Origin of the sequence: uncultured Brachyspira sp., assembly GCF_910588665.1 — a bacterium.
In the GTDB taxonomy this organism is placed as follows: domain Bacteria; phylum Spirochaetota; class Brachyspiria; order Brachyspirales; family Brachyspiraceae; genus Brachyspira.
In genome coordinates this window covers 110,550-132,439 of the sequence record NZ_CAJUPR010000005.1, presented here as the reverse complement: position 1 = coordinate 132,439, position 21,890 = coordinate 110,550, and the positions used below count along the sequence as shown (strand labels likewise).

Here is a 21,890-nt window from a genome sequence, read left to right as displayed (position 1 = left end):
AAACTAAGCTTTTTAATGTTGTGTTTTTTTATTTAGTATGCTACAATAGTAAAACAGTTGATGAGAAACAAAAACTTAATGTTCTTTGACAGATATATGAGAGCGTAGATTTTTAGAAAGTTTTTTCCAACATAAATTAATAAAGGAAATCAGCAATTATAAAAATCTTCACTAGATAAAGAAAACACAATTAGATTGTGTGTCTTAGAGTAGAAACAATTAAGCGGAGCGTTACTAAAGAATTAGATAAGAAACAGCTTTAATTAGCTAAAGTCTCATTCATGACATATTTTTCTTTTATTCTCTTCAAAGAAGAAAAGGATAATATGGTCAAGTAAGTAAGGGCTTAAGGTGGATGCCTAGGCACTGGAAGGCGATGAAGGTCGTGACAAGCTGCGATAAGCTACGGGGAGAAGCAAATATTCTATGATCCGTAGATCACCGAATGGGAAAACCTATAGAAGCAAACCTTCTATATCATACACTGAATCCATAGGTGTATGAGGCGACACCCGGGGAACTGAAACATCTAAGTACCCGGAGGAAAAGTAATCAAAATTGAGATTCCCTAAGTAGTGGCGAGCGAAAGGGGAAGGGCCTAAACCATAACAATGTCAAGTTGTAAGATTTTGTTGTTATGGTGTTGTAGGGCGGCAAGCGATGTACTTACATGCATCGGCTTTGTTTTATATGATAGTGGAATTGTTTTGGAAAAGCAAACCATAGTAGGTGATAGTCCCGTACACAAAATCATATAAACGAGGTTTTTCCGTCCCTGAGTAGGGCGGGGCACGTGAAACCCTGTTTGAATCTGGGTAGACCACTATCCAAGGCAAAATACTAACCAGTGACCAATAGTGTAGAGTACCGTGAGGGAAAGGTGAAAAGTCTCCCGTTGAGGGCTATTAAATAGAACCTGAAACCTTAAGCTTACAAGTAGTCAGAGGGTACCCTGTTAGCAATAGCAGATGGCCTGATGGCGTGCCTTTTGTAGAATGAGCCTGCGACTTATAGTATGTAGCAAGATTAAGAGGTAATAGCCTTGTAGTCGTAGTGAAAGCAAGCCTTAATAGGGCGAAATTAGTTGCATGCTATACGACCCGAAGCCAAGTGATCTACCTATGAGCAGTGCGAAACTCGAGTAACATCGAATGGAGGTGCGAACCAGTGGCCGTGAAAAGGCTTTGGATGACTTGTGGGTAGGAGTGAAAGGCTAATCAAACTTGGAGATAGCTGGTTCTCTCCGAAATGTCTTTAGGGGCAGCGTTATGCGTTTACTTGCGGGGGTAGAGCACTAAATGGACTAGGGCTCCTAACCGAGTACCAAACCCAACTAAACTCCGAATACCGTAAGTTAAGAGCATGGCAGTTAGACAGCGGCGGATAAGCGTCATTGTCAAAAGGGAAACAGCCCAGATCCTCAGCTAAGGTCCCAAAATCTATGTTAAGTGGGAAAGGATGTGAGAATACTTAAACAGCCAGGAGGTTGGCTTAGAAGCAGCCATTCCTTTAAAGAGTGCGTAACAGCTCACTGGTCGAGTGTTCTTGCGCCGAAAATGTAACGGGGCTCAAACATAGTACCGAAGCTAGGGAATTATAGAGTTAATCTATGATTGGTAGGAGAGCGTTCTTTAAGCCGTTGAAGGTGTATTGTGAAGTATGCTGGAGGTATAAGAAGTGAGGATGCAGGCATGAGTAACGAGAAAACGGGTGAGAAACCCGTTCGCCGCAAACCCAAGGTTTCCTAGGTAAAGCTAATCTGCCTAGGGTTAGTCGACCCCTAAGATGAGGCTGAAAAGCGTAGTCGATGGGAAACAGGTAAATATTCCTGTACTATGATATGTTTCGATGGAATGACACAGATTGTTTATGTACGCGTTAGATTGGTAGATAACGTCAAACAGTTTAGACCTGTGGCGAGTCAAATGCTTGCTGCTTTAAGGTTGAGGCTGGATAGTGACCGGGCTTTCGGGTTCGGGAAGCTGCATGAGCTAGGCTGTCTAGAAATAATTCCTAAGGTTAGGCATGTCATAATCGTACCGTAAACCGACACAGGTGGGTGAGATGAGTATTCTAAGGCGCTCGAGATAATCTTCCCTAAGGAACTCTGCAAATTAGTCTTGTAACTTCGGAAAAAGAGACGCTTGAATCTTGGTAGCAATATTGAGAGGAGAGTCGCAGTGAAAAGGCCTGGCCGACTGTTTAACAAAAACACAGATCTCTGCAAACATGTAAATGGATGTATAGGGATTGACACCTGCCCAGTGCTGGAAGGTTAAAAGGAGAGGTTATCCCCGCAAGGGGAGAAGCTTTGAATTGAAGCCCCAGTAAACGGCGGCCGTAACTATGACGGTCCTAAGGTAGCGAAATTCCTTGTCGGGTAAGTTCCGACCTGCACGAATGGTGTAACGATCCGGGCACTGTCTCGGGGAAGAACTCGGTGAAATTGAATTATCAGTGAAGATGCTGATTACCCGCAACAGGACGGAAAGACCCCGTGAACCTTTACTATAACTTGACATTGAGTTTTGTTTTGTGATGTGTAGGATAGATGGGAGGCTTTGAAGTGGAAGCGCCAGCTTTCATGGAGCCATCGTTGAAATACCATCCTTCGCAAAATGGGATTCTAACGGTTAGCCGTTATCCGGCAGCCGGACATTGTCAGGCGGGTAGTTTGACTGGGGCGGTCGCCTCCTAAAGAGTAACGGAGGCGTGCAAAGGTCACCTCAAACCGAATAGAAATCGGTAGTAGAGTATAAAGGCATAAGGTGGCTTGACTGCGAGAGAGACATCTCGAGCAGGTACGAAAGTAGGTCTTAGTGATCCGGTGGTCCCGAGTGGAAGGGCCATCGCTAAACGGACAAAAGGTACTCCGGGGATAACAGGCTTATCTCCCCCAAGAGTTCATATCGACGGGGAGGTTTGGCACCTCGATGTCGGCTCATCGCATCCTGGGGCTGGAGCAGGTCCCAAGGGTTTGGCTGTTCGCCAATTAAAGCGGTACGCGAGCTGGGTTCAGAACGTCGTGAGACAGTTTGGTCCCTATCCGTTGTGGGCGTTGGAAAGTTGAGAAGAGTCATTCTTAGTACGAGAGGACCGGAATGAACGCACCGCTGGTGTATCTGTTGTTCTGCCAAGAGCATCGCAGAGTAGCTATGTGCGGACGGGATAACCGCTGAAAGCATCTAAGTGGGAAGCCTCCTTCAAGATTAACTTTCCCTATGAGTTTCGTTGGAGACTACGACGTTGATAGACTGTAAGTGTAAGCAGGGAAGAAATACCTGTTCAGCTGAGCAGCACTAATCAGACCAATGGCTTGACCATATTATCGTTTTCTTCTTACTAATAAAATAGAAATCATAATAAAACAGAATGAGACTATCTGCGCTCTTATATATCTGGCAAAGAAGCTTTTACTTTGATCTTTTTATTTGCTAATATTATTTCGGTGACCATAGAGAAAGTGATACACCCGTTCCCATTCCGAACACGGCAGTTAAGCCTTTCATCGTCAATGGTACTGTAAGGGTAGCTTTACGGGAGAGTAGAACGTTGCCGGGTATATTATATATTTATCACTATAGATTTAATTCTATAGTGATTTTTTATATCATAAACTTATATAAAATAATAGTATATATAATGAATGTAAAAGAAAAAATTATTAAAATAGTTAAGCTTATAGGATATATATTTTCTTATATGATGGTTGCAGTTGTTGCTTTTAATTACGGATATATGTTTTATGCTATTAAGTTTGACGGCTTTTCAGCTCCTGCATCTGTTTCATTTATTTTTGCTGTTCCTTTCTTAATTGCAATTTCTATATGCATTATTATAGTTAAAATTCTTAAAAAGAAAATGAAAGACAGATAATATATTACTTTTTTATAAATAGTATGTTGAATATTATATATTAAAATAAAAACAATTTTAGGAGGTTTTTTTTAAAAAATGGCAAATCCAGTATTATCAGAAAAAGCGTTTGATTATGAACTCAGACATGAAAATGAAGGAACTATGACTATTAATGGGGCTGTAAATAAATCAATAATGCTTGCATTAATATTAATGCTTTCCGCTATGGTAAGTGTATTTTTTGTTTTAGCCAGAAACCCCGAGATGCTTTATCCTGCATGTATTGTTTCATCTATTGGAGCTTTTGTTTTAGCTTTGATAATTACTTTCAAAAAAGAATTGGCTAAAATTCTTTCTATACTGTATGCAATACTTGAAGGTATTGCCGTAGGTTCTATTTCATATATATTTAATGCAGTTTATGACGGCATAGTTGTACAGGCTGTATTTTTTACATTTTTGGATCTGTTTGTAATGCTCATTTTATATAGATTCAGAATAATAAGAGTAACAGATAAATTCAGAAGCATAATAGTAACGGCTACTTTATGCATAGGCGTAGTATATTTAATTAATTTTATACTTTCTTTCTTCGGTATGAGAGTTCCTTTTTTATATGGCTCAAGTCCTTTAAGTATCGGTATCAGTGTTGTTATAGTTCTTGTAGCTTCATTTAATTTACTTTTGGACTTTGATTTTATGGAGAAAGGAGAAAAGTTTAATATGCCTAAATATTTTGAATGGTACAGTGCTTTCGGACTTCTTGTTACTTTGGTATGGCTTTATTTAGAGATGCTGAGACTTTTATCTAAAATTAAAAGCAGAGATTAATTTACATTAGTTTTGTTTATAAGCATGCATATTGTTTATGCATGCTTTTTTTTGTTTCTATTATTGCTTTTTATTTTAATAATTATATAAATTAAAGACTTTATATTATTAATTTATATAATAACTTAAAAAAAATTATTGTATTATCAAAAAAAGTTATTGTTTTTTATGTAATTTATATTAGCTTATATAAAAGTATTATAATTTATTTTTAGGTGTTTATTTATGAAAAAGATAGCTGTTACTATATTAGCTGTAACTGTTTTTATTTTATCATGCGATAAAACTAATATACTTAATCCTAATGAAAATGAAGTGGAAGTTTTTTATTTAGATGGTTCTGATATTGTAGAATACAGAAGTAAAACAAATGAGGTAAGCGGAGCAGTAGAAATGGCAGAGGGTATAAAATTTAATATAAAAGATTATAAAGATAATTTTGAAAGTATTATTTCTATAAGAGAATATGAATATGATTATTTAACATATAAACAAATATTAAATAATGATGAACACAGATTTATTCTTAGATTCAGAATTCCTTTTACTAATTTAGAATCACCTTATATTGACATGATAAGTGTTGCCTCAATGAGGCAGAATTATTTTCTAGACTCTTACTCTAATGGTCAAATGGTAGCTAAAGAAACTAATAATAAAATAGTTTTTTCTGGAAAAGAAATTTATACACAAACTAATGTAGATATTGAAACTCCTTTTTGTTTTGAAGAAAGCGAGTTTAAAAATTACGGATATTTAACATATGAAGAAAATCTTATTTTAAATTTTATTACTTATTCTGTTAAATTATATGAAAGCCTCATTACAAATAATTTTGTAAAAAAGTAATTAAAAATGGAAGAATTATGAAATATAAAATATTAATTATGGTTTTAAGTTTAAGTATAAATTTATTTGCCAATTTTGAAATAAATTTTTATGTTCCTTTGGGATTTAATTTCAGCTTCAGTTCTATTACATTGGAAAGACCGAATAAAATATATGAATCTATTAAAGGCGATTTAGGTTTTGATTTTGCACTTATGACTCAGTTCGGATATAATTTAAGATTAAATAATAGCTATAATTCACCTGTAAAAAGTATAAGTTTTCTTTTGGACACAGGTTTTTATATGCAAAATATTCAGATTACTTATCAATATCCGAGAAGTGATATGTCTTACCTCAAATTTAATGATGATATTATATTTGCAGGCGCTTCAATAGGTTTTATTCCTAAAATTAATTTTAAAAGTTTTTCTTTGGGATTAGGATTAGGCATCAGGATTCCTTTTGCAGCTGCAGTTTTTCATGATTATAAAGATTCAGAAAATCTTTATTATGAAGGATCTTTAATGTATAAGGATAAATACTTTTGGGATTTTGAAGATATTAAAAAAGTATTTAAATATCCGGTATTTGCATATATAAAGTTAAGCTTTGACGGTTTTTATTATATAAATAATAAAATAGCTTTTATGTACGGCATATATATGGTTTATGATTTTTCAAGTCCTTATAATACTGATAATATACAAACTCTTAAGACAGGATTAATAAAAAAACATCAAGTTTCGTCTCTGTCTTTAAATGTTCATTTCGGATTTTCTTTCTCAAGGACAAGAGATTAAGTATAATATTTTTATAAGTTTTAATCTGCAATATTTGAATTCTTCTGCCATCTGTTTGACTTTAAATAATATATACTGAAAAGAGTGTTAATTATATAGCATATACCCATAGAAATCCATATACCTATAAGTTCAAGATGAGGCGATAATACATAAGCTAAAATCGTTCTTAAAATTAAAGTAGTAGATGTTGTAAAAGCCATTATTACTATAGTTTTTCCAGCTCCGTTTATAACTCCGTTGCATACAAACATTACGGAATAAAAAATAAATATAGGCATTATGGTATAAATATAGCTTCTTGCATATTCAAAAACATACATATCTTTTGTAAACATTTTTATAATCATATACGGATTAGTTACTGAAAAAATACTCATAATAGAAGAAATTATAATGCCTATTATAATACCGCTTTTAAAAATTTCTTTAACTCTGTCAAGTTTTTTAGCTCCTATATTCTGCGCCGACATTGTCATAACTGCATTTCCCAAAGCTCCCATAGGCATTATAAAAAGCGATTCTGCTCTATTAACTATTGCAACCGTTGCACTTGCCGCTTCTCCGAAACTGCTTATAAGTCTTGTTATTATAAGCCAGCCGAAAGCTACTATAAACTGATTAAATGAAATAGGAACTGCTAACTTCATTATTTTTTTAGTCATTTTCAAATCAAATGTAAATATAAAAGGATTAATTTTTATAAAACTGTTTTTTATTTTAAGATAAGACATGCTTATTAAAACGGAAGTAAATTGAGATATTACTGTAGCTATTGCAGCACCTTCAAGTCCCATAGCTGGTATTATATAAAAACCTTTTATAAGAATAGGGTCTAATATTATATTAAGAAAAGATGATACAATTAAAAATATTAATGGTCTTGCAGTATCTCCGACTGCTCTGAGTATTGAAGAAATAAAAAAATAAGTATATGCAAACGGCATACCCAAAATTGATATTCTTAAATATATAAGCGCCATATTCATAGCATTTTGAGGGGTTTTCATAGTTACTAATATTTTTCTTGAAAATATAAGCATAAGAGATCCTACAGTAATTAATATTATAACTCCCAAAGTAGCGGATACTTTTATAACATAACTTACCATATTATAATCTTTTGCCCCGTAATACTGCGATACTATAACCCCATTAGCCATATTAACTCCGAATGCAAAAGATCCCATTATAAGCATTATAGGAAAACTTACTGCAACAGCTGAAAGCCCCAAAGGTCCTATAATATTTCCTATCCAAATACTGTCTGCTATATTATAAACTACATTAAGCATATTGGATAATAATATCGGTATCAGCAGTTTTAATAAAGACGGAACAACTTTTGCTTCTGTAAGATCTGTACCTATTGTATTATGCATTTTTACTTTGCCTTAAAATTAAACTATTATTAATATTATAAACTAAATAATAATTAATTAAACGGGAAAAAATATAAATATTGTTTTTTTAATGAATATAAAAAATCTTATATGGAATTAAACTTTTTATAAAAAATAAAAAACTTGTAAAATTTATACTTATAGTATAAAATTGAATATCTTTATAAAATTAAAAAATGGAGCAAAATTAAGATGGATTATAGTTCTACTATCAATTTGCCTAAAACTGCTTTTCCTATGAAAGCGGGTTTAAAGGAAAAAGAGCCCAAAATAATAAAGAAATGGGACGAAGAAAAGCTTTATCAAAAGCTTAGAGAATTAAGAAAAGGTGCTCCTAAATGTATTTTACATGATGGACCGCCTTATGCGAACGGAGACATTCATATCGGAACATCATTAAATAAAATTATTAAAGATATTATAATAAGATATAAATCAGCTAAAGGTTTTGATTCTCCTTATGTTCCGGGCTGGGATTGTCATGGCATGCCTATAGAATTAAAGGTGCAGGAGAGTTTGGGGGATAAATATAAAGAGACTTCTAAATTCATAATGAGAAAAAAATGCCGTGCTTATGCTCAGAAATATATAGATATTCAGAGAAAAGAGTTCAAAAGACTGGGGGTAATGGGTGATTGGGAAAATCCATATCTTACAATGTCGCCTGAATATGAATCTGAAATAGTTGAAGTATTTGCTCAATTGGTGGAGAAGGGATATATATATAAAGGATTGAGAACTATTCACTGGTGCATGGACTGTGAAACTGCATTGGCTGCAGCTGAAATAGAATATGATGATAATCATACTTCCACAAGTGTTTATGTAAGATTTCCAGTATTAAATAAAATCAATGATAAATTGGACTGCAATACCGATGTTATGATATGGACTACTACACCTTGGACATTGCCTTCAAATATGGCTTGTGCTTTCAATAGAGATTTAGAATATGCCGCTGTTGAAATAGACGGAAGATATGCAATAATGACTAAAACTTTAATTGATGCGGTGCTTGGCAAAAAGGATATGAAATCGGAGGGCAGAGATATGATAGACATATCTATAGATGATATTGAAAAACTTGAAATAGCTCATCCTTTTATAAAGGGCAAAAAATCCGCAGTTGTATTTGCAGATTATGTAGAGTCTTCGGCTGGTACAGGTGTCGTTCATACTGCTCCTGGTCATGGTATGGAGGACTATCAAACTGGGGTTAATTATGGGCTTGATATATATTGTCCTGTAGACAGAGAGGGAAGATATACAAGCGATTTTTCAGAAATGGAAGGAATAAAAGTAAGAGATGCCAATCCAAAAATAGTAGAGATGCTTGAAAATAACGGTTCATTATTTCATAAAGAAAAAGTTACTCATAGTTATCCTATTTGCTGGAGATGTAAAAACCCTCTTATATTCAGAGCCACTTCTCAATGGTTTATGAATATAAAGCATGATAATGTTGATGAGAGAACAGTTAAATCTTTAGAAAATATTAAATGGTATCCAGCTTGGGGACATGAAAGAATGAAAAATATGCTTGAAAACCGTCCTGATTGGTGCCTGTCAAGACAGCGTTCTTGGGGTGTTCCTATACCTGCATTCTATTGTAAAAGCTGCGGCAAAACTTTATTAACCGCCGAATCTACAAAGCATTTTGCCGATATAGTAAAAACTAAAGGAATGGATATTTGGTTTGAATTAGATGCTGAAGAATTGATTCCTAAGGGTACTGAATGTGTATGCGGCTGCAGCGATTTCGGCAAAGAAGAGGATATTTTAGATGTTTGGTTTGATTCTGGCGTATCATCTTTTGCATCTCAGAAAACTAATAAAGATTTGGACGGTGTTTTTCCTGTTGATATATATTTAGAGGGCGGAGATCAATATAGAGGCTGGTTTCAAGCTGCAATATGGCCTTCTATGGCTATAAGAGGTATTCCGCCGTATAAAGAACTTATTACGCATGGCTGGACTTTAGATGAACATGGAAGAGCTATGCATAAAAGCGCAGGTAATGTAGTTTCGCCTTTGGAAGTTATTGATAAATACGGAGCCGATATATTAAGACTATGGTGTATAAGCGAAGATTTTACTCATAATGCACGTGTAGGTGATAATATGATAAAGGCTATTGCCGACAATTATAGAAAAATAAGAAATACTTTCAGATATCTGCTTGGAAATATTTCCGATTTTGACTTAAATAAAGATAAAGCTGATATTAAAGATTTGCTTCCCGTTGACAGATATGCTTTATCAAGACTTCATAGTTTTATAAAAGTTGCAGAAAATGCCTGCGACGGCTACGAGTTTCATTTATTTTATCAAAGACTTATAAATTACTGTGCGGTTGAGCTTTCCGCTACTTACTTTGATATTATAAAAGACAGATTATACTGCGACAGAAAAGATTCTGTTTCAAGAAGAAGTGCTCAGACTGTACTTGCCGCAATATTAGATGTATTAGTTAGGCTTATAGCTCCTGTTCTTCCTTTTACAACTGATGAGGTTTGGGGATACTATAAGGGAGAAAATACTTCTTCCGTACATTTGGAATTATATCCTAAAGCAGATGACAGTTTAATTGATTTGGAATTAGAAAAAGATTGGGTTATGCTTCTTAAAATAAGAGATGATGTTTTATTGTCGCTTGAAAGGTCTAGAGATAATAATACTATAGGTAAATCTTTAGAAGCTTATATAACAATATGCCCTAAAGAATCATTTTCAAAAGATTTGCTTGTTAAATATGAAAAATATTTAAATGAAATATTTATTGTAAGTAAAGTAATGCTTTCTGATGAAAAAGATAATTCATTTATAGAAGGCTCAGTTTCTTTTGTTAATACACAGAAAGCAAATCATGAAAAATGCGTACGCTGCTGGGGACATTATGAGAGTGTAGGAGCTGACAGCGGACATAAAGAGTTATGTATAAGATGTTCTGAGGCGGTAAAGTAATATATATAATTTTTTTGATAATATGTAAATAAAAATATATCTATTTTTTCAAATAGATATATTTTTAAGGTTCTTGTATGAATGCAAAAAATGGAAAACTTATATATCATTTAACAGCATTAGATAATTTTGAATCTATAATAAAAAACGGATTATGTCCCAGAAATAAAATTAAAACTAATATTGATGTTGCAGATAATGAAATATTAAAAGGTAGAGATAAATATAGTTTATTGGACTATGTACCATTTCATTTTTTTATTAAAACTCCATTTGATGGAGCCGTAAAAAAGAAACATAAAAATACTGATTTTATTTATATATGTTTAGATAGAGAGATTGCTAAAAGAAATGAATTTAAAATAATACCATGCCATCCATTATCTAATAAACTTATTAATTATAAAAATATTTTGTTTAATTATGATGAAGGATTTAAATTGATAGAGTGGAATATAATAGACAGTGATAATAGGGATTATAATAATCAAGATATAAAAAATGCCTGTATGGCTGAGTGTTTATATAAAGGAATAATATATTGTAGAAGTTTTGCATCAGTATCTGTAAAAGATATTGAAAGTTTTAATAAAATAGATGAGATTTTATTAAAATTTGGATTTATAAAAGATAAAAATAAATATACTTATAATGAAGAGTATAGTTTTTTTGTCGATATTAATGATAGTTGGTTTTAAGATTATGATTATATATAAGACAGGTAATATATTAGATACAGATTCTCAATGTATTGTTAATACTGTTAATTGCGAAGGTTATATGGGTAAGGGTTTAGCTTATCAATTTAAAAAAACTTATCCTGAAAATGAAAAAGCATATATAAAGGCTTGTAAAACAGGGCAGATTGCTATAGGCAAAGTCTTTTTATTTGAAGAAGACAGCAAAATAATTGCAAATTTTCCTACAAAAGATAAATGGAGACTGCCTTCAAAAATGGAATATATTAAATTAGGGTTATCAGATTTGATTAATAAAATAATGTCAAAACAAATATATTCTATCTCAATTCCTCCTTTAGGTTCAGGTAATGGAGGACTTAATTGGGAGGACGTAAAAAAGGAAATAGAGTCATATTTTTATGATTTGTCAGAAAAAATTGAAGTAATTGTTTATGAACCTTCAGTGAATATTCAAACTAATTTAAAACCGAAAAAAGCTCCTAAATTATCACTATCTAATTATGTAGTTGCAAAAATAGAGTCTTCATTAAAATATTATGATGTTAATGATAAAACTTATATCAGACTTCAAAAAAGCTGCTATTTTTTTAATCATTTTTATAGAAAAGATTATTTTAAATTTAAACCTCATAAATATGGTCCGTATTCGCATAATATAGAGATTGTAAGTAAAAAAATTAATGAGTATATGCTTTATTATGATATAAAACATTATAATAGTTTATGTGATGAGATTTATAAAACAATAATAAGTAAAAAAATAGAAAATGAATTAAATAATATTGAAAACGCTATAAAATTATCATCTGACTATGTTAATAATATAGAACAAAATAGCGAATTAGAATGTTTATCAACAATAATGCTATTAATAAAAGATTTTAACTGTACAACTGAAGAAGATATAATAAATGGTTTTAAAAATTGGAAATTTTCAAAAACAAAGTCAGAAAAATTCACAGAGAAAGATATAATAAATTCTATTAATTATTTAGTAAATACAAATATAATATCAAAAGGATTATTAGGATATTGTTTGATATATAATTAAAAAAATTAATATAAGTAATTTATATAATAAGTTTAATTACTGCCGTCCTTTTTTATACAATAATTAATTTTTAGTGATTTTAAGCACTCATTGTAAATTAAATTATATATTTATTCAATATGTTTCAGCTTAAATCAACTATTTTTTGTAATTGCATTTTTTTATTATCAATTATAGTATTTTCTTTGAATGTCTTTGCAAATAATTTAAAATTTATAATTGCATGCAGAAAAGTAAAAATAAAAATCAATAAAAATATGAATTTACTATTAAATACCTGTCTTTTCCTTTAGTATTTACATCAGGATTATAAACTATATAAATATTATCTCCAAGCTCAACATATCTTAAGAGAGTATCATCAGATATAAAGTCTCCTTTAACATAAATAGCCGAACCCGGAGCCATAGTACAATTATATTGATGGGTTATAATTTTCGGTTTTGTTTCTATATATCCTTTATATCCGTAAAGCCCTTTTGCATCATTTCTGTAATTAGCTTCAAGCCAATAGGCATACAGCTCGCTCCAGTCTTTAAACTGCTTAATATTCTTATTTGCGGCATAAAGTACGGCTTTATAAGTACCTTTATATTCTTTAGGAGCATTTGCTATATCTTTATATATTTCAAAACCGTTTTTTGAATGCAGTCCGAGCCAATACATAAAAAGAGAAACCGTTGCATATTTATGAACGGTATATCCCTGATTCCAATTAATAAAATAATTGCCTTTAGTTATTAAATGCATAGAATCCGTATTATAATAATTAAGTCTGCTGTCAGGTAATTTTCCTCTGTAGGCAATAACTGCGGCTTCGGATAAGGCTTCATCAACCCATATATCAAATTCATTTACGCTTTTATTTTCCATACTCCCGTAATATATGACATGATGAAGTTCATGGGCTATTGTATTTACGACCGATTCTATATTCTCCCAGCCGTTTATATAATCTAAAAATATTATATTTTTATCATCATTTTTTATCTCATCAAGACCGTCTAATATGGAATATCCCTGCATATAAGGTTTATCTCCTGTATATCCTCCGTTAATATCCATTATTAATAATGTTAATCTGCCTTTTAATCTGCCGTATAGATATTCTTCTATGTCATATATTTTTGAAGTTTCTAATAAAATTATTTGCAAATCCCTGTCATTTATTTCAAGATTATTTTCCAAGTAAATATCTATTTTTGATGTGCTGTATATATTTTTTGCTTTTATTATTTCTTTAGAATAATTATTATTTATATATCTTACGGCATTAAAATCTTTTTGAATGTTTCTGCTTTTATAAATATTATAGCTTACAGGAGTTTGTAAAATTTCATTTAAATTGCTGAAATCTTTTGCATTTAAAACAAATATATTAAATATAAACAATATTAAATATTTTTTCATAGTGATTTAATATCCTTTGTAAAATTATAATATATATAATTAATATCGGAAAATTAATTAAAAGATATGAAAAATTTAATACATAATTTTTATATGTAAAATCATAACTCATAAATAAAAAAAACCTGCTGTAAAAAGCAGGCTTTTTATGTAAATTATAAAATCAATTATTTATTATTGGCTGTATTAATATCAAATATCACGGTTTGGATATATATCTATATTTTTAGTATTTTCATCATCTATACTGTTCCATATACTGTTTAATTTATCCTGAAATATTGCTGCAGGTATTATATACATAAATAAATTTAATATTACAAGTAATGTAGTGCTGTCTTCTTTTGAATCCATTCCCGCTTTTTTAGTCATTTCTAAATATAATATTTTGCCGAATTTATAATACCAATAAAAAGTATATACGCCGCATGTTATGATGCTTAATATTAATTCCAAACTCGGATTTATATCTTCCATTTCCATAAAGTTTTTAATCTCATCTGTAGTTTTATAAATCCAATAAATATAATAAATACCGCAGGTAATTATAGAGAGCAATATTAAAATCGGAATATTTCTTACAGTACCTTTTTTCATAATTTTATCTCCTCATATATTTTTATGTATTATACTTTATTTATACTAAATATCAACTAAATATGTTCAAATCTGAAATATATTAATATATGATTTAAAAAACTTAAAGAATGTATAAACTTAAAAAAGCTTTAAAGCTTATTTATATTTTTTTCATCTTTAAGCAGATTATTAAATTGATTTCTGGAATAAACTGTAACTTTATTATTATGAGAAGCGTAGCTTTTAGCGCTGCTGCTTAATTGCACAGGAAGTATTAAAATACCGTTTTTGGCTCCCGATTCTGAAACCATCATTAAAAAATCTCTTATAATCAATTCTCCCGCCTCTATTTTTTTCCATCTTTTAAAAGATATTAGAGTAATATCTTTTTTACTCGCTTTATTATGATAAGTAAGATAATTAACTTCGTCTCCGTAATCATTGCCGTCTGCCTTATCCATGTATTCCTGAATTATAGAATATGATAGTTTTGTTCTTATAATATTTTTGCATAATTTTTTAAAATCCTATAATATTCATATTGTAAATTTTATCTACTTTTTGAACAATTTTAAGACTCATATCTTTGGAATTATTATTTTGCTCAATTTTAAGTTCGTCTAAAATTTTTTCAACATCCATAGTTTTTTTTATTTCTATTAAAGATGTAAGATAATCTATATTAATAAAAGAACTTTCCCATAAATCAACGGATCTCTCCCAATTTTCTATATTCTCCGTTTCAACATATTTTTCATAATTATCATTTTTTACATTTTCTAACTTCATTATATTTCTAAGCTTATTAAGATGCAAAGTAGCTTTATTTATATCGGATAAATATTTCAATATACTTTCAAAATTATAAATAGAAAACTCTTCTATATTGAGACTGTTTATATATTCAAATAATTTTATTGATAATTCCGTATCTTTTAAGAAATATGAATAAAAACAATAATCTAATATTAAATTCGGTACTTTTTTATCAAAATTCTTTATATTATATTTTGCATAAAAACTATCATATACTTCTTTGAACTTTCCCTTTTCAGATAATTTATATAAAATATGCATATATATTCTGTCTATATTTAATTTTATGCTGTCATCGATATTTTTTTCAGATATTATTTTCTCAGTAAAGCTTTCTGCGATTTTTAACTCATCGGATAGAATATACATCGATATTAAGCTTTTGTTTAAATAATTTAATTCATCATATAATTTAGGATTTTCGTTTTTATCTTTATTGAGTCTGTTATGGAGTTCCTCTAAAAATACAATTGACTTTTTATAATTTTTATTATTAAAAAAACAAAATGCCGCAGTTTTTATGTCTTCTGTGTCAAATTCATTTTTATTTAAAAGAGCTTTATTAAAATAATCGCATGCCAATATATAGTATCCTTCTTTTCCTAAAATGCTTCCAGCCTTTATATTATAATACATGTCATTTGAATTTAATTTGCATATTTTTAAAGTGTATTTAAAACCTTCTTCATATTTTTTTTCATCTTCATATTTTTTTTCAAGCTTCATGCATATTTTAAGCTCTTCTTCTTTTTCTTTAAAAAATGAAGCTTTTAAAAGCTGTTCATATCTTTTTAATGCAGATTCAGTTTCTCCGATTTTCTCTTCTATTTCTGCAAGTCTGTAAACGGATGCATAATCATCTCTGTTTTCCTCTGTTTTTCTTTTTAATTCCTCTATTTCTTCTTTTGATGTTTTATATAATTTATTTTTTTTATTTATAAGTTTTTTTATTACAAATATTAAAAAAATAGCAGTTATTAATACTGCAGATACAATATAAATCATTTTTATATAGCCTTTTTATTATGATAATTACATAATAAATATAATAAAATTTCTATAATATCATATTATTTTTTTATTTTTTTAAGTTAAAAAACTATAGACTAAAACGCTCTTTTAATGTATTATACACTATCTTATACGCTAACGGATTAAAAAAATATGCATAATATCAGAGAAAAAGAATATGAAATTTCATTTATTACTATACTCATTATTTGTTCTTATATAGCCTGTCAAATGATATCAAATATAGCAAGCGTAAAAATAGCTAATATTCTGAGTCTTGCTGTTGATGGAGGTACTTTTCTTTATCCTCTTGCTTTTACTATAAGAGATATGGCTCATAAAACTATAGGTAAAAAAAATACTCAGAAGCTTATATTAGTTTCCGCTGTTATAAATATATTCTCGCCTATATATTTTTATATAATATCTCAGATTCCTGCAGATGCAGGCTGGGAGTTTAACGAGGCTTTTAAGTTAACTTTAAGTCCCGTTCTTAGAATAACATTAGCTTCTATAATAGGTTCTTCATTATCCGAGCTGGTTGATACTGAAATATATCATTTATTTGTTGCTAAAGTTACTTATAAATATCAATGGCTCAGAGTATTGATAAGCAATGTTTTCAGTATACCTGTTGATAACTTTTTATTTGTTGCTATAGCTTTTTGGGGAACTTTGCCTTTTGATGCTTTGATTGGAATATTTATTTTTAATTTCTTTGTTAAATACGCCGTTACTATAATAAGCGTGCCTATGATATATTTAGTAAAAGATAAAGAAGGGCAGTAAATTTAGTTATATATAAATAAGATAAACTATTGTATTTTCAAATTAAAATATAGTTGATAAATTAATGCAGACGGCATAGAATATTTATAAAAATATATTAGTTTATAGTAAAATTACAAATAAGAATAAAGCTTAATATATAAAGGAGTTTTCTTAAATGACATTATATGAATATCTGCATTCAGGATTTGGAAAGACTGAAGATTTAAATTGCGCTGAAAAAATGCTTTACGGAGCTAATAAAGTATATAATCTTGGAATAAATAAAGACGATCTTAAGCTGGCTGCAGGCTTCGGAGGCGGTATGGCTTTGGGTATTACCTGCGGAATATTAACAGGAGGAATAATGGCTTTAGCTAAGTCTTTTATAAAAGACAGAGGGCATGAAGGAACTATTCTAAAAGAAATTGAAGCCGAATATATAACGAAATTTAATGATAAGACAGGAAATATTAACTGCGGACCTTTATCTGAAAAATACAGAGATGCTGAAAACGGATGCGATTATTTAATATTTGAAGCGGCTAAAATATTTGATGATATAATGGAAAAATATAAAGATTATAGAAAAAAATTATAAGTATCGTTTAATCTAATTATATTTTTTGAGCCTTTAATATATGCCTGCCTTTTTTGCATAATCTTCATTAGTTAAGCTGAATGTTTTTTGAGTGAATATTATATCATTGGTATTGAATGCGTATGGGGCTTTGCCTTTTAAGCCGTTTATTCCGTTTGATATAGCCTGATCTATAAGAATATATAATTCCTCTGCATGTCTTTTTTGATATCTCATTACATCGGCAATAACTATTTCATAAGCGGTTTGTCTTGTAGGCTCTCCAGTATCTCCTATTATATAATAAGATGTGCCGTTTAAAGTATCTATCCATAGGTATTTGCCTTCAATATCGTAAATTTCAAAGTCTATATTAACCTTTTGAGACCAAAAAGACATAGAGGATTTTGCATACATTATTCCGTCCGTCTTACCTGCAAGTTTTGATAAAGTTTCTTCGCTGAGTTTGTTAACTGCAAGTGTTCCTGTAGCGGCTGCATAATCTGCTCCTAATATGGAATGATTAGGAAGTTTTGAGAACTCATCATTTCCTAAAGCTTCCTGCAAAGTTATAAGTTTAACCATTTCATTTTGAGAGTTAAAATTACTTATAAAGCTGTTTAATACAAAATCCGTATATATTTCAGTATTAAGATATTTTAATTTATCCAAATATTGATTAGTCATGCTTTTTGGAAATGTAAAAGAAGCTATGGCTATAGTTCTGTTTTTTTCTATAATATCATCTACTCTTATATAGGAATATTTAGAGGAGCATGATGCAGCTGTAAATAAAGATAATACTGTAAAAATAAAAATAGTAATTTTATTATTCATTCAATATATTTTCCTCAATAACTGTTATTCTTTCATTTTCTTTTGCTCTGTATTCTATAACCTGATTAATAATAGATCTTACCGCAAAATCTTTATCTGTTGAAGCGAGAAGCTCCAAAGATCTGTCTACTCTCACATCTTCATAATCTTTCAAAGCCTCCACAGCAGCCATTCTTACCCATTTATTTTTACTGGATAAGCTGTCAAGTATAGGGTTCAAAAGTTCTTTTGCATTCATTTGTCCTGCTACTTTAAGACTCTCAATCTGCACCTGCAAATCGGTATCCGAGATAGCTCTTTTTATTCTGTCTATTGCTTCAGGATTTTTAGCGTCAAGTCTTCCAAGCCCTAAAACCGCCAGACAGCGCACATTAAAATCTGGATCTTCAACGCTTGCTCTGAGAAAATCACTGTAAGCAATATCCGCCTTTATTTTTCCAAGCAGCCAAACAGCTTCAGCCCGAACCTCTCTGCCTCCGTTTTGCGCAGCATTAATAACCTCTAATATTATCTCTTCATCATCAGGATTTTTAGCAAGTTTATTTTCTGCATTATGAATATCATCAAGTCTTCTTAAAGTAACATCTTTTGCAGAGCATGAAAGAAGAACTGCAGATATTAATATAAAAGTAATTATAATTTTTTTCATATTTTAACTTATAACCATTTATTTTTTAATTTATTTATTTCTTCTTTTGCCTTCTCTATATTTTCAACAGAGCCTTGAGCAAAAGTATCTTTTCCGCCGCCTCGTCCTCCCGAAGCTTTGATAATATCTTTTATAATATTATTAGCAGATAATTTTTTTTCTTTAAGCGCATTTCCTGTTGCTTGCACCAGTATAGAATTAGAAGAATCTGTTTTGCTTATCATTATTGACAGGCTGTCTTTTACTCTTTCTTTTATAGTATCAGCATAAAGTCTTACTTCTTTAATATCTTCATTAAATTCTAAGTTGTAAAATCTTAATCCGTTTATATTTTCATAATTATCTATAAATGAAGATGCATTGCCTGATGAAGTTTTTAATTGTTTAATTTCCTTATGCAGTTTCTTTACTTCGTTTTGCAGATTCTCCGTTTTTATGCCGATATCATCTATTTTTGAAATATTAAGTATTTGAGCTAAGCCTTTAACTTTATTAAATAATTTACTGGCTTCATTTGCGGCTTTTAATCCTGTAATAGCTTCTATTCTTCTTACTCCGCTTGCAATAGAACCTTCGCTTACTATATGGAAATAACCGATTTCAGATGTGTTTGTCAAATGGCTTCCGCCGCAAAGCTCAACGGAAAAACCGTCTCCTATATCAAGTATTCTTACAATATCGGGATATTTTTCACCGAATAATGCTTTAGCTCCTGATGATACGGCTTCATCTTTAGGCATATATTTAATAACAGCAGGCATCGATTTAAATACCATTTCATTAACTTTGTTTTCTATATCAAGAAGAGTTTCTTCAGGTATAGATTGAGGATGTGTAAAGTCGAAGCGCAAATACTCTTCAGAAACAAAACTTCCAGCCTGATTAATATGACTGCCTAATGTAAGCTCCAATACCTTTTGAAGTACATGGGTAGCTGTATGATTTTTTCTTATGGCATTTCTTCTGTCAAAATTTACAAATAACTTTATTTCTTCTCCTTCATTTAATGAATAATTACCGCAGTCGGCTATATGTATAATAGTATTTCCCTTCTTTTGAGTATCTGTGATTTTAATGATTTCTTTTTTGCTGTTTTCTATATATCCGTTATCTCCTATTTGTCCGCCCATTTCGCCGTAAAAAGGAGATATATCCGTTATAATGATGGATTTTCCATTGTATATTTTTTCTTTTTTATTATTATCTTGATACAATGCGGTTATTTTTGCTTTTACTCCATTAATTAAATTATTAAGTTCTTCGCCTACATATTTTGTTTCAAAACTTTCAACATATTCAAATTTGGATTTTTTATTTTCTCCAATTCCTCTGCTTCTTTTTTTCTGCTCTTCCATAGCTTCTTCAAACCCCGCTTTATCAACGGTAAATCCATGATCCGATGCTTCTTCTTCTGTTATATCAAAAGGAAGTCCGTATGTGTCAAACAGCATAAAAGCATCTTTTCCTTCTATTACTTTAGTGTTCTTTCTTTCTTCCATTAAGGCATAAAGCTTATTCATACCTGCAGATATTGTACTTATAAATTTATTTTCTTCTTCTTTTAATATTTTTTTTACATTTTCTTCTTCTTTTAATAAATAATCGTATATATCTTTATAAACATTAACTACTGAAGATGTAAGTTCATTTAAGAAAGCTCCTTTATATCCTAAATCGCCCGCAGTTTTTAAAGCCCTTCTTAAAAGCCTTTTAAGTACATATCCTCTTCCGTCATTTGAAGGAATGCATCCTTCGGATATTACAAAAACTAATGCCCTTAAATGATCCGCTATTAAATTTATTTTAGTTTTATTTTTATCTTCATATTTTACATTAAGTTTTTTAACTATTGAATCAACTATGGGCTTCATTACATCGGTTTGATAATTGCTTTCAGCCTCTTGCACAATATAGCAAAGTCTTTCAAGTCCCATTCCTGTATCTATACCTACATTCGGAAGCGGAGATAAATTCCCTTCAGTATCTTGAAAAAATTCATTAAATACTAGGTTCCAAAACTCTAAATATCTTTCGCAGTCGCAGCCTACAAAGCAATTATGATTGGAGCATGCCTTATCTTCTCCCATATCAATATAAAGTTCGCTGCAAGGTCCGCAGGCTCCCGAATCTCCCGCGGGTCCCCAGAAATTATCTTTTTTTCCGAGCCTTACTATCTTTTCTTTAGGTATTCCTATATGCTCATTCCAAATTTTAAAAGCATCATTATCTTTTTCATAAATAGAAACATATATTCTTTCTTTAGGAAGTTTTATAACCTGAGTTGAAAATTCCCAAGCAAACTCTATAGCTTCCTTTTTGAAATAATCTCCCATAAAACAAAAATTACCAAACATTTCAAAAAAAGTATGATGTCTGGCGGTTTTTCCTATATTTTCCAAATCTGAAAGCCTGAAGCATTTTTGTATTGTGGCTGCTCTTGAGTATGGAGCTTTTTTTATTCCTGCATAGTAAGGCTTGAATTGAAGCATACCTGCTGTAGTAAATAATAGGTTAGGGTCGTCTATCGGTATGAGAGATGATGATTTTTCTATAGTATGCTTTTTGCTTTTAAAAAACTCTTTGAACTTTTCTCTCAATTCTAAATGTGTCATGATAACTCCTGTTTTTAAGAACATTTATTATATATATGAAAATTTAATTTTTTATTTTAAGCTATATATTTTATTAATGATATATTAAATTGATAATGAATGCAAGTATGCAGAATATATGAGAATCTACAGAAAAATTAAATTAGTTTTATTAAATATAATTTATTTAAATAAAAAAGAGTTGTAAGT

Annotated in this window: 17 protein-coding genes and 2 rRNA genes; 11 read left to right on the top strand and 8 right to left on the bottom strand. The window is 30.4% G+C overall.

Features of this window, described 5'->3' with window-relative positions; translation table 11 throughout:
• Positions 1 to 328: 328 nt before the first annotated feature.
• The 6 genes from QZ306_RS05305 to QZ306_RS05280 all read left to right on the top strand — a co-directional run bounded on the left by QZ306_RS05305 (position 329) and on the right by QZ306_RS05280 (position 6,320).
• Positions 329 to 3,324: ribosomal RNA gene (locus tag QZ306_RS05305) — 23S ribosomal RNA — on the top strand.
• Positions 3,325 to 3,444: 120 nt separating this feature from the next.
• Positions 3,445 to 3,561 (top strand): 5S ribosomal RNA (gene rrf, locus QZ306_RS05300).
• Between the two features lie 81 nt (positions 3,562 to 3,642).
• On the top strand, positions 3,643 to 3,876 hold the full coding sequence (locus QZ306_RS05295; protein ID WP_295161882.1) for a hypothetical protein: 234 nt from the start codon (positions 3,643 to 3,645) through the stop codon (positions 3,874 to 3,876).
• 78 nt (positions 3,877 to 3,954) lie between these two features.
• The gene (locus QZ306_RS05290) at positions 3,955 to 4,689 is read left to right on the top strand and encodes a Bax inhibitor-1/YccA family protein (protein WP_295161880.1); all 735 of its coding nucleotides are present in this window, start codon (positions 3,955 to 3,957) and stop codon (positions 4,687 to 4,689) included.
• Positions 4,690 to 4,914: 225 nt separating this feature from the next.
• Positions 4,915 to 5,538, top strand: a complete 624-nt coding sequence (locus QZ306_RS05285) for a hypothetical protein (protein ID WP_295161879.1) — start codon at positions 4,915 to 4,917, stop codon at positions 5,536 to 5,538.
• 17 nt (positions 5,539 to 5,555) lie between these two features.
• The gene (locus tag QZ306_RS05280; protein ID WP_295161877.1) at positions 5,556 to 6,320 is read left to right on the top strand and encodes a hypothetical protein; all 765 of its coding nucleotides are present in this window, start codon (positions 5,556 to 5,558) and stop codon (positions 6,318 to 6,320) included.
• Positions 6,321 to 6,340: 20 nt separating this feature from the next.
• On the opposite strand, the gene QZ306_RS05275 is transcribed toward QZ306_RS05280, so the two are convergent.
• On the bottom strand, positions 6,341 to 7,702 hold the full coding sequence (locus QZ306_RS05275) for an MATE family efflux transporter (RefSeq protein WP_295161875.1): 1,362 nt from the start codon (positions 7,700 to 7,702) through the stop codon (positions 6,341 to 6,343).
• 213 nt (positions 7,703 to 7,915) lie between these two features.
• Between QZ306_RS05275 and ileS the strand changes: the two genes are divergently transcribed.
• From ileS to QZ306_RS05260, 3 genes are all read left to right on the top strand, one after another.
• Complete coding sequence (ileS, locus tag QZ306_RS05270; protein WP_295161874.1) at positions 7,916 to 10,687, top strand: isoleucine--tRNA ligase; 2,772 nt, start codon at positions 7,916 to 7,918, stop codon at positions 10,685 to 10,687.
• Positions 10,688 to 10,764: 77 nt separating this feature from the next.
• On the top strand, positions 10,765 to 11,385 hold the full coding sequence (locus QZ306_RS05265; RefSeq protein WP_295161873.1) for a DarT ssDNA thymidine ADP-ribosyltransferase family protein: 621 nt from the start codon (positions 10,765 to 10,767) through the stop codon (positions 11,383 to 11,385).
• A gap of 4 nt (positions 11,386 to 11,389) precedes the next feature.
• Positions 11,390 to 12,439, top strand: a complete 1,050-nt coding sequence (locus QZ306_RS05260; RefSeq protein ID WP_295161871.1) for a macro domain-containing protein — start codon at positions 11,390 to 11,392, stop codon at positions 12,437 to 12,439.
• Positions 12,440 to 12,685: 246 nt separating this feature from the next.
• Here the strand turns inward: QZ306_RS05260 and QZ306_RS05255 are convergent, their stop codons facing one another.
• From QZ306_RS05255 to QZ306_RS05240, 4 genes are all read right to left on the bottom strand, one after another.
• On the bottom strand, positions 12,686 to 13,849 hold the full coding sequence (locus QZ306_RS05255; protein WP_295161870.1) for a peptidase M30, hyicolysin: 1,164 nt from the start codon (positions 13,847 to 13,849) through the stop codon (positions 12,686 to 12,688).
• Positions 13,850 to 14,041: 192 nt separating this feature from the next.
• On the bottom strand, positions 14,042 to 14,446 hold the full coding sequence (locus QZ306_RS05250) for a DUF4234 domain-containing protein (protein WP_295161868.1): 405 nt from the start codon (positions 14,444 to 14,446) through the stop codon (positions 14,042 to 14,044).
• Positions 14,447 to 14,577: 131 nt separating this feature from the next.
• Positions 14,578 to 14,901: a restriction endonuclease gene (locus tag QZ306_RS05245; RefSeq protein WP_295161938.1), complete on the bottom strand. Its 324-nt coding sequence runs from the start codon at positions 14,899 to 14,901 to the stop codon at positions 14,578 to 14,580.
• 46 nt (positions 14,902 to 14,947) lie between these two features.
• Positions 14,948 to 16,249 (bottom strand): restriction endonuclease, encoded by a 1,302-nt coding sequence (locus QZ306_RS05240; protein ID WP_295161867.1) that lies wholly within the window; start codon positions 16,247 to 16,249, stop codon positions 14,948 to 14,950.
• Between the two features lie 159 nt (positions 16,250 to 16,408).
• Here QZ306_RS05240 and QZ306_RS05235 point away from each other — a divergent pair, with 159 nt between their 5' ends.
• Both QZ306_RS05235 and QZ306_RS05230 read left to right on the top strand, forming a co-directional pair.
• Positions 16,409 to 17,044, top strand: coding sequence for a queuosine precursor transporter (locus QZ306_RS05235; RefSeq protein WP_295161865.1), 636 nt, complete (start codon positions 16,409 to 16,411; stop codon positions 17,042 to 17,044).
• 157 nt (positions 17,045 to 17,201) lie between these two features.
• Positions 17,202 to 17,624, top strand: a complete 423-nt coding sequence (locus tag QZ306_RS05230; RefSeq protein ID WP_295161863.1) for a C-GCAxxG-C-C family (seleno)protein — start codon at positions 17,202 to 17,204, stop codon at positions 17,622 to 17,624.
• Between the two features lie 33 nt (positions 17,625 to 17,657).
• On the opposite strand, the gene QZ306_RS05225 is transcribed toward QZ306_RS05230, so the two are convergent.
• Genes QZ306_RS05225 through alaS form a run of 3 tightly spaced genes read right to left on the bottom strand, consistent with a single transcriptional unit; the run spans position 17,658 to position 21,701 of the window.
• Entirely contained in the window at positions 17,658 to 18,440 is a 783-nt protein-coding gene (locus QZ306_RS05225; protein ID WP_295161861.1) for a hypothetical protein, read from the bottom strand.
• Positions 18,433 to 19,089 carry a HEAT repeat domain-containing protein gene (locus QZ306_RS05220; RefSeq protein WP_295161860.1) on the bottom strand — a complete coding sequence of 219 codons (657 nt, stop codon included), beginning with the start codon at positions 19,087 to 19,089 and terminating at the stop codon, positions 18,433 to 18,435. Before QZ306_RS05220 ends, QZ306_RS05225 begins: the two co-directional genes overlap by 8 nt.
• 8 nt (positions 19,090 to 19,097) lie before the next feature.
• Positions 19,098 to 21,701 carry an alanine--tRNA ligase gene (gene alaS / locus QZ306_RS05215; protein ID WP_295161858.1) on the bottom strand — a complete coding sequence of 868 codons (2,604 nt, stop codon included), beginning with the start codon at positions 21,699 to 21,701 and terminating at the stop codon, positions 19,098 to 19,100.
• Positions 21,702 to 21,890: the final 189 nt, after the last annotated feature.

Excerpts from the sequence above, each read along its gene's own strand:
- QZ306_RS05285 (WP_295161879.1), top strand. The coding sequence starts at position 4,915 with ATGAAAAAGATAGCTGTTACTATATTAGCTGTAACTGTTTTTATTTTA.
- ileS (WP_295161874.1), top strand. The coding sequence starts at position 7,916 with ATGGATTATAGTTCTACTATCAATTTGCCTAAAACTGCTTTTCCTATG.
- QZ306_RS05260 (WP_295161871.1), top strand. The coding sequence starts at position 11,390 with ATGATTATATATAAGACAGGTAATATATTAGATACAGATTCTCAATGT.
- alaS (WP_295161858.1), bottom strand. The coding sequence starts at position 21,701 with ATGACACATTTAGAATTGAGAGAAAAGTTCAAAGAGTTTTTTAAAAGC.
- QZ306_RS05255 (WP_295161870.1), bottom strand. The coding sequence starts at position 13,849 with ATGAAAAAATATTTAATATTGTTTATATTTAATATATTTGTTTTAAAT.
- QZ306_RS05280 (WP_295161877.1), top strand. The coding sequence starts at position 5,556 with ATGAAATATAAAATATTAATTATGGTTTTAAGTTTAAGTATAAATTTA.
- QZ306_RS05230 (WP_295161863.1), top strand. The coding sequence starts at position 17,202 with ATGACATTATATGAATATCTGCATTCAGGATTTGGAAAGACTGAAGAT.
- QZ306_RS05240 (WP_295161867.1), bottom strand. The coding sequence starts at position 16,249 with ATGATTTATATTGTATCTGCAGTATTAATAACTGCTATTTTTTTAATA.
- QZ306_RS05225 (WP_295161861.1), bottom strand. The coding sequence starts at position 18,440 with ATGAATAATAAAATTACTATTTTTATTTTTACAGTATTATCTTTATTT.
- QZ306_RS05275 (WP_295161875.1), bottom strand. The coding sequence starts at position 7,702 with ATGCATAATACAATAGGTACAGATCTTACAGAAGCAAAAGTTGTTCCG.
- QZ306_RS05250 (WP_295161868.1), bottom strand. The coding sequence starts at position 14,446 with ATGAAAAAAGGTACTGTAAGAAATATTCCGATTTTAATATTGCTCTCT.
- QZ306_RS05265 (WP_295161873.1), top strand. The coding sequence starts at position 10,765 with ATGAATGCAAAAAATGGAAAACTTATATATCATTTAACAGCATTAGAT.
- QZ306_RS05220 (WP_295161860.1), bottom strand. The coding sequence starts at position 19,089 with ATGAAAAAAATTATAATTACTTTTATATTAATATCTGCAGTTCTTCTT.
- QZ306_RS05235 (WP_295161865.1), top strand. The coding sequence starts at position 16,409 with ATGCATAATATCAGAGAAAAAGAATATGAAATTTCATTTATTACTATA.
- QZ306_RS05290 (WP_295161880.1), top strand. The coding sequence starts at position 3,955 with ATGGCAAATCCAGTATTATCAGAAAAAGCGTTTGATTATGAACTCAGA.
- QZ306_RS05295 (WP_295161882.1), top strand. The coding sequence starts at position 3,643 with ATGAATGTAAAAGAAAAAATTATTAAAATAGTTAAGCTTATAGGATAT.